At 36.8% G+C, this 7,388-nt stretch carries 6 protein-coding genes and 1 pseudogene; 6 read left to right on the top strand and 1 reads right to left on the bottom strand.

Annotated elements, in window-relative coordinates:
- Positions 1–1,559: 1,559 nt before the first annotated feature.
- Positions 1,560–2,162, bottom strand: a complete 603-nt coding sequence (locus H1P_RS29110; RefSeq protein WP_144874330.1) for a DUF1517 domain-containing protein — start codon at positions 2,160–2,162, stop codon at positions 1,560–1,562.
- Positions 2,163–2,251: 89 nt separating this feature from the next.
- On the opposite strand from H1P_RS29110, the gene H1P_RS29105 reads away from it, so the two are divergent.
- The 6 genes and pseudogenes from H1P_RS29105 to H1P_RS29080 all read left to right on the top strand — a co-directional run.
- Positions 2,252–3,454, top strand: a complete 1,203-nt coding sequence (locus H1P_RS29105; protein WP_144874329.1) for a glycosyltransferase family 4 protein — start codon at positions 2,252–2,254, stop codon at positions 3,452–3,454.
- 209 nt (positions 3,455–3,663) lie between these two features.
- On the top strand, positions 3,664–4,473 hold the full coding sequence (locus tag H1P_RS29100) for a MotA/TolQ/ExbB proton channel family protein (protein WP_144874327.1): 810 nt from the start codon (positions 3,664–3,666) through the stop codon (positions 4,471–4,473).
- Between the two features lie 54 nt (positions 4,474–4,527).
- On the top strand, positions 4,528–5,112 hold the full coding sequence (locus tag H1P_RS29095; RefSeq protein ID WP_144874324.1) for an ExbD/TolR family protein: 585 nt from the start codon (positions 4,528–4,530) through the stop codon (positions 5,110–5,112).
- A 233-nt stretch (positions 5,113–5,345) separates the two neighbouring features.
- Entirely contained in the window at positions 5,346–5,762 is a 417-nt protein-coding gene (gene psbU / locus H1P_RS29090) for a photosystem II complex extrinsic protein PsbU (RefSeq protein ID WP_144874322.1), read from the top strand.
- Positions 5,763–6,069: 307 nt separating this feature from the next.
- Positions 6,070–6,822 carry a winged helix-turn-helix domain-containing protein gene (locus H1P_RS29085; protein ID WP_144874320.1) on the top strand — a complete coding sequence of 251 codons (753 nt, stop codon included), beginning with the start codon at positions 6,070–6,072 and terminating at the stop codon, positions 6,820–6,822.
- 279 nt (positions 6,823–7,101) lie between these two features.
- A pseudogene (locus H1P_RS29080) lies at positions 7,102–7,206 on the top strand (helix-turn-helix domain-containing protein); the annotation flags it as partial.
- Positions 7,207–7,388: the final 182 nt, after the last annotated feature.

The raw sequence follows: 7,388 nt of genomic DNA, 5'->3' as shown, positions 1-7,388 counted from the left end.
AAGATAGAGCGTTGGTGGTCGGTTCTCAAAACTTGGATGAAGCAGAGAGTTAAAGAATTTGAAACTGTTAGAGAATGTGTTGATACAGCTTTTAAAAAATGTCCTAACGTATATGCGTAATGCTATAAAAGAAAGAAAAATTGACTCTTTATTTAACGATTATTCTTCGAGCTGCAACTTCTCTACCTAAATTCGATTTATGGTTAACTCTAATTACTTTGAATGATTGTTAGCTTAATCAAGAAGTATTACTTGATATACATGGACAAGCACCTGAACCAAGACCTGAACTTTTCTAAACCAAGACCTGAAGAAAACAGTATTTTTTCTGCTGAGTATTTCTTTTATGAAATTAGAATCAACGTAGGAAAAAGATTGTTCTTTTCCCCATCAGATAAACAAATATTTCACTGAAGGATCGAGAACAATGGCAGAAATGGTATGGACAAGCATTGGTGATTAATACGAACTGTGGGAACATGGTACGTATGATATGGACAAAGAGGGACAATAGAGCTCATTTAAGGATTTGATAGAGACTTTTACTTACAAAGTATCAATATATTTCAGAGCAACTTTTTAGGGCGAATATTGCTGATTTGAGAGGTATTGCTGTCAGTGTAGCTGGTTAATTTAACCATAATTTGCTTTCCTGATGCCAGAGGACTGTAAAATTAATATTCACGAAATTATTTTAAAAGTTTTTTTTTCTAGTCCTTAATTTTCTATACCTTTTGATAGATGTAGGAAAATTACGTCTTGGGCAATATGTAATAAAAACTAGTATATGCACGTAGCTCTTAATTGAAGCAAAAAATGCGTATTTTTACGGAAGACATTTTCAAGATGGTATTGTTATCATCCTAAGAGCAAATCAGTTATATTACTGAGACGATAATTACGTATTGTTTTGAATAATATCTCTATTTGTAACCCATAAATTGTGAAATAGCTTATGTAAGCAATTAGTACTTTAGTCTTGATTGACGGTACTTACATTTACTTGATTAAGTTCGACCAAGAATTAAGACCTGCATAAGATTTTCTTCTTGACAAAATAATTTTAACTGCTTTGTTCTTGTTAGAAGAAAAAAATTGAAGTTCTCAGCAAATTTATGTATGTAAAATCCGTAAATTTGCGCAAGACACTTTAAGTACAATAGTTAGATAATTAGATTAAGGTTATTATAATAAAAGGCTATCCCAAAATTAAGAATAGTTGACAAAAAAAAGGATATTGCTACCTGACAATATCCTAGTCTTTAGACCAACCAATAAACTGTGAAATAATTAAATCAAACTAAGTTCGACCAAGAACTTTTGGATTTAGTGCATTAGTTACCTGCTAATGCCTTTTTAAATTATACACGGAATTTTATTGAATCTTTGATTCGGCTTATTAAATTAGCCAACTTCATGGTGAAAACCACTCATAATAGTAGTTTTAGAGCTAGATTAATTTTTGTAAAGATCATGAAACTTGATATTTTTTGAAAAATGTTAACTATTTTAAAATGTTAACTATTTTACCAAGATAAGATAAAAACTTTATTTGTTCTTTATAAAGGAATTAATTCTGGGAAATTAGCTAGTAATTGATCTTCAGTAAGTAAATCTCCTAATTGAGCAGGAGAAAAGTGAATTTGAATGGCTCTTAGTTGCTCTTGATAATGTAAATTAATCAAAGCCTTCAAAGCGTATTCCAGAGCCTCTACATCAGCTAAATTAGCTTCTAGATCGAGAACTTCTCCTTCATAAGCAACACCTAGCATTACAACTAAGTTATCAGTAATTGGTATAGATAGAGACTCTTCTTCTGTGAGAGTTTGACTCAAATTTGGTTCACTAAGATATCGTTGAGCAGAGTCGGTAAATAATTCTTCTACGTAATCTCCTGCTTCCCCTTCATCCCAAAAAACATCTCCTTCATTTGCAGCAGATTGCCAAGAGGTGTTCATTTGTAGTAAATTTTGACAGACAGAAACTAATCCTTCTCCTAAATCTGACATTTCACCATCAGCATCCATTGCATCCCTAGCTACTTGGTTGAGAACACCCAATAAAGGAGCAACTTCTTGTCCACTCAGATGAATAAAGAGGCGACAGACAACATAGCGAGTTTTTCCTGAAAATTTATTTAAGCGAGCGCGCCAAGAGGTCATATTTATTTATTTATCTAACTACACAGTATTTTTTACTTTATCTTAAGTGTAGCTATTAACTTGCAGTGGTTTTAGTTATATTATTCGACATGAAAATTTTATTTTTACATCCTAATTTTCCAGCTCAGTTCCGCCATTTAGCAGCTAGTCTGGGACAAGACCCTAAAAATCAGGTAGTTTACGGGACAAATCGCCGTGAAGGTAACATTGCGGGGGTAACTAAAATTCTGTATGAAAAATCTCGTACTGCTAGAGCAGAAACCCATCATTATGTCAGACCTTTAGAAAATGCCGTACTAGAAGGACAAGCCGTTTACCGCTTAGCACAGCAACTCAAAGATAATAATTTCATCCCCGATATTGTTTATGGTCATTCTGGTTGGGGTCCTACTTTGTATATGAAAGATGTGTTTCCTAAAAGTAAGTTGTTATGTTATTTTGAGTGGTTTTATAATGCCCACGGGTCTGATGCTGACTTCGATCCGAGCGATCCCATTAACTCAGACGATGAAGCTCGTATTAGAACTAAAAATGCTCCGATATTACTAGACTTGTATAGCTGCGATCGCGGATTATCCCCCACTAATTGGCAACGACAACAATTTCCCCTTGAGTTTCAGCCAAAGATAAAAGTACATCATGACGGCATCGATATTAACTATTTTCAGCCCATCGAAGGAGCAAAATTAGTTTTACCTCGTATTAAGCTAGACCTTTCGGAAGTACCAGAAATCGTTACCTATGTCGCCAGAGGAATGGAACCCTATCGAGGATTTCCTCAATTAATTGAAACTATTGCCATTTTGCAAAAAAAACGACCCCAATGTCATTTTGTAATTGTGGGTAAAAATCGTGTGGCTTATGGTAAATCACTACCGAATAATCAAACCTATAAAGATGTCCTGCTAGAGAAGTTTCCTCTAGATAGCGATCGCGTCCACTTCACCGATTTACTTCCTTACAATGAATATCTACAGGTATTGCAAGCATCTTCGGTTCATATCTACCTCACCCGTCCCTTTGTCTTATCTTGGTCGATGTTAGAAGCTTTAGCTACTGGCTGTTTAATTGTGGGTTCAGCAACTTCCCCAGTACAAGAAGTGATTGAAGACGGGGTCAATGGCTTGTTAGTAGATTTCTTTAAACCCAAACAAATAGCAGAAAGAGTAATCGAAGCCTTGGAAAATCGCGATCGCATGGCGGCAATTCGCGCTCAAGCCAGAGAAACTATCGTAGAACGCTACGATCTCCATAAATTGTTACCCCAACATTTGGATTGGGTGATGCAGTAGCAGATATTTGCGAAAATCAACCCCCTCTTGATCTCGGACTTGATTAAAGTTGATTATGCTTATCTAATTGCGTTCTATCTGGACATTTATTTGCTACCGTGCTATATAGTGATGAGTTTGATAACATTTATATTTATATCGATCGATAATAACGGCAGTATCTAAACTGGGGAAGTCGGGGATCATCAAATAGGAGGAAATTTAACACTGTGACTTTAGCTGAAATTATTGCCAAGGGTGGTATAGCTGTTTGGCCCCTATTAGTACTATCTGTACTTTCCATTGCCACTATTATTGAAAGAAGTTGGTTTTGGTCTAGGGTGTTGCTCCAAGAGAAAATTATTCTCAAGCGCGTTATGGAAGCAGCAAATCTTAACTGGATTCTGGTAGCGAAAATAGTTCGGGAGTATAAAAATCATCCTTTAGCCAGGTTTGTTAATTCTCCTTTGCAATTAGAAAGTCCCGACCCTGATATCTTTCATTTGGCATTAGAAGCAGCAGCCGATGATGAACTAGCCCAAATGCGTAAAGGGGAAAAACTGCTAGAAGCCATTGTGGCATTATCTCCTTTGTTGGGTCTATTTGGTACGGTTTGGGGATTAATCAAGTCTTTAAGTTCCATCCAAATTAGCGATCTCGGTACAGCCTCCACTTCAGGAGTCACCCTCGGAATTGGGGAATCTTTAATTTCTACTGCATTAGGCTTGTTAGTGGCAATTTTTAGTTTGTCTTTTTATCGCTTATTTCAAGCATTTTGGTCGAGTCGAGTCAGACTATTTCGCAAAACAGGTAGTGAATTAGAAGTACTTTATCGTCAAAAGTGGTTTGAAGCCCAAGATTTAGAAATTAGTGCAGATAGTGAAGGAGAAAAATTCAACTTTAGTACTCAAATAGCTCCTACATCACAAAATACTCAAAAATCACAAAATACTCAAATAGCTCCTACATCACAACAATTAACCAAGTTGCAAGGTTCACCACCAAGACGCAGAAAGCGCAAGCCTGATACTTCAAACTAATTATTAACAACAAATTTTGCAGCAATAACAATAACAAGTTATTAGATACTTCCCATGAATAGCGATCGCCAAGATCAGTCCCTGAAAAAAAAACGCAAGTACAGTAAACATAATGCTGCTCCCGCCCCGATTCGTCGCTTTAGACTATGGCAAGATGAAACTCAAAGCAGCGATCTCAGAATTGAGTTATTGCCTCTGATTGATGTTATTTTTTGTATCCTGACTTTCTTTTTACTAGCAGCAGTCAATTTTACTCGTCAGCAAGCCATTAGCCTTAATCTACCCCAGGCAAAAACGGGTACTCCTCAAATGCGCGATATGTTGATTGTGACTATTGATGATATTGGTCAGTTATACGTGGAGAAACAGCTAGTCACCAGAAGTCTCTTATCTGCTCACATTGAAGAATACAACGAAAACAACCCTAATGGTTTAATGGTGCTATACGCAGCGCAAAACTCTACTTACAGAGAAGTAGTTGAGGTTTTAGATATCTTGCGAGAAGTCGGTGGCGATCGCGTAGCCTTAGCAACTATTCCCACCGCCACAGAAAATGGTAATTCTGACTCGACAACTCCCTCTATGCCTCAAATTCCCGATCCTGAAAACCTTCCTGGCTTGCCCAATCCTTCTCCGTAAAACAGCGAAAATGACTAAAATTAGATATTTTGGCAACTCAATTGATAATTTATTGTTTTTTTCTGAGAATCATTTGTCTGATTTCTTTTTCTTAATTTCTGAGTTCTTTCTTCTTAAATAACTAATCTGATAGAATTTGTGGGCAGGAATCAATATACTATAAAAACTAACGTTATTTAAAAATGTATTAGTTTTTGACAACTAATGTATTTTCAACAGGGAGGAAAAAATTGATGAAGAGATTTGCCAGCATTCTTGCTGCTGTACTAATGACCATCAGTGCATGGGGATTTTCTGGAATTAATTCGGCTCAAGCTGGGAATTTAAGTGTTTTTACGATGCAGTCTAGTCCTATCTTTGCTGCTCGTCGTAATGCTGCTGATGACAAGCTTGGAGAAATTAAGGGAAAAGTAGACTTAAATAACAGTGATGTTAGAGATTTCCGTAGTTTACGTGGCTTTTATCCTAACCTAGCCAGTAAAATTATTCAGAATGCACCCTACACCAATGTAGAGGATGTTTTGAATATTCCTAGCTTGAGTGAAAAACAACAAGAACGTTTACAGGCCAATTTAGAAAACTTCGTAGTTACTGAGGCATCCGATGTTATGAATGCAGGTTACGATCGTTATAATCCTGGAGTGTACTAAGAAATAGCCATTTTTTATTTAATAAACTGCTTAATTTTAAATTAAGTTTCAATAACTTGATTGATGTTTTGACCACCACGCTCACCAAAGGCGTGGTTTTTTTCATAGCAGAATTCAAAAATAAATTTACATTCATTGAGTCAATCTTTAAGATTATTAATTTCTCAATATTTAATTTAAGATTTAAGTCTTGCACCAAGGTTCAATTTAGCCTAATTTATTAATTGCTAGGCTTAAATTTTACATTTAAAAACCTAGGTCAAGCCTTTTTAATTGTAGAGTCCAGAATCTATCATCCGTAATACTTATGATTTCTCTCGAAAATCCTCAAACTTCTTCAGAATCAGGACTAAACCACAAAAATCGTATTTTATTGGTAGAAGATGAAGACTTAATTAGAGATATGGTTTTGGTTGCCTTAGAGGAAGAAGGCTATGAAGTACAAATCACTAATAACGGGAGAAACGCTCTTAATTTATTACAAAACAAGAATCAGAGCGATCGCGAATTTGTTCCAGATTTAATTATTTTGGACTTAATGTTACCAGAAGTTAACGGCTTAGATATTTGTCGTTTATTGCGATATCAAGGCAATATTACACCGATTCTAGTAGTTAGTGCCAAAGGTAGCGAAACAGACCGCGTTTTGGGCTTAGAAGTAGGAGCGGACGACTATTTGACAAAGCCTTTCAGTATGCGAGAATTAATTGCTCGCTGTCGTGCTTTATTGCGTCGTCAGAGATATAGCTCTCAAGCTCAAACACCAGTACAAAAATACCGCGATATCAATCTCTTTCCCCAAGAATGCAGAGTTGTCGTGCGAGGAGAAGAAGTTAACCTCTCTCCTAAAGAGTTTCGTCTTCTAGAGCTATTTATGAGCTACCCTCGTCGCGTCTGGTCGAGAGAGCATTTAATTGAACAAGTATGGGGAGGAGATTTTCTAGGAGATACCAAAACTGTTGATGTTCATATTCGTTGGTTGCGAGAAAAATTAGAAGTCGATCCTAGCCAACCTGAATACTTAATTACCGTGCGAGGTTTCGGCTATCGTTTTGGTTAAACCGGTAATCAGTTAACTGTTATAACCACTAGACATCTTGCAAAAATCAACCCAAAATCAAAACCTATAGCTTTTGACTTGACTCAACCAGATTTTATGGGAGTGGGTGCAAGAAGTTTAATAATTAAGTCATATCCGACTCATGTTTTTATCTTTCGTGAGAGAAGACCATCGCGGGACGCGATGGGATGGGCGGTATAAACGCCTGGGAAACCACAGGCGGGACGCCCTTATGAATCGAACTTTACAGCGAAGCTAGTAATCTGGTAAGATACCTCTATGAAACAGCTTAGAGGTTTTAAGTACAGATTTTATCCCACTTCAGCGCAGCGATTAGAGCTAGCGCAAACATTCGGATGTGCGAGGTTCGTCTACAGTGCGATTCGTTCATCTTAAACCTATTCAATAGGGAGACAGATGGCTCTGGTAATGAGTATTCATAACTCACCAGATGATAACTTAGTTTCCGATATGGGTGTAAGTCCCATCGCCCTAATGCGGGGTTGAAAAGCCCTAAAGGACTCGCTTCGCATCGCATACAGCGTCCAAACTCGCGAGAGTAATGT

This window comes from Hyella patelloides LEGE 07179, from assembly GCF_900659865.1.
GTDB classification, from domain to species: Bacteria; Cyanobacteriota; Cyanobacteriia; order Cyanobacteriales; family Xenococcaceae; genus Hyella; species Hyella patelloides.
This window is presented reverse-complemented; position numbering and strand designations above follow the sequence as displayed.

Excerpts from the sequence above, each read along its gene's own strand:
- H1P_RS29110 (WP_144874330.1), bottom strand. The coding sequence starts at position 2,162 with ATGACCTCTTGGCGCGCTCGCTTAAATAAATTTTCAGGAAAAACTCGC.
- H1P_RS29105 (WP_144874329.1), top strand. The coding sequence starts at position 2,252 with ATGAAAATTTTATTTTTACATCCTAATTTTCCAGCTCAGTTCCGCCAT.
- H1P_RS29095 (WP_144874324.1), top strand. The coding sequence starts at position 4,528 with ATGAATAGCGATCGCCAAGATCAGTCCCTGAAAAAAAAACGCAAGTAC.
- psbU (WP_144874322.1), top strand. The coding sequence starts at position 5,346 with ATGAAGAGATTTGCCAGCATTCTTGCTGCTGTACTAATGACCATCAGT.
- H1P_RS29085 (WP_144874320.1), top strand. The coding sequence starts at position 6,070 with ATGATTTCTCTCGAAAATCCTCAAACTTCTTCAGAATCAGGACTAAAC.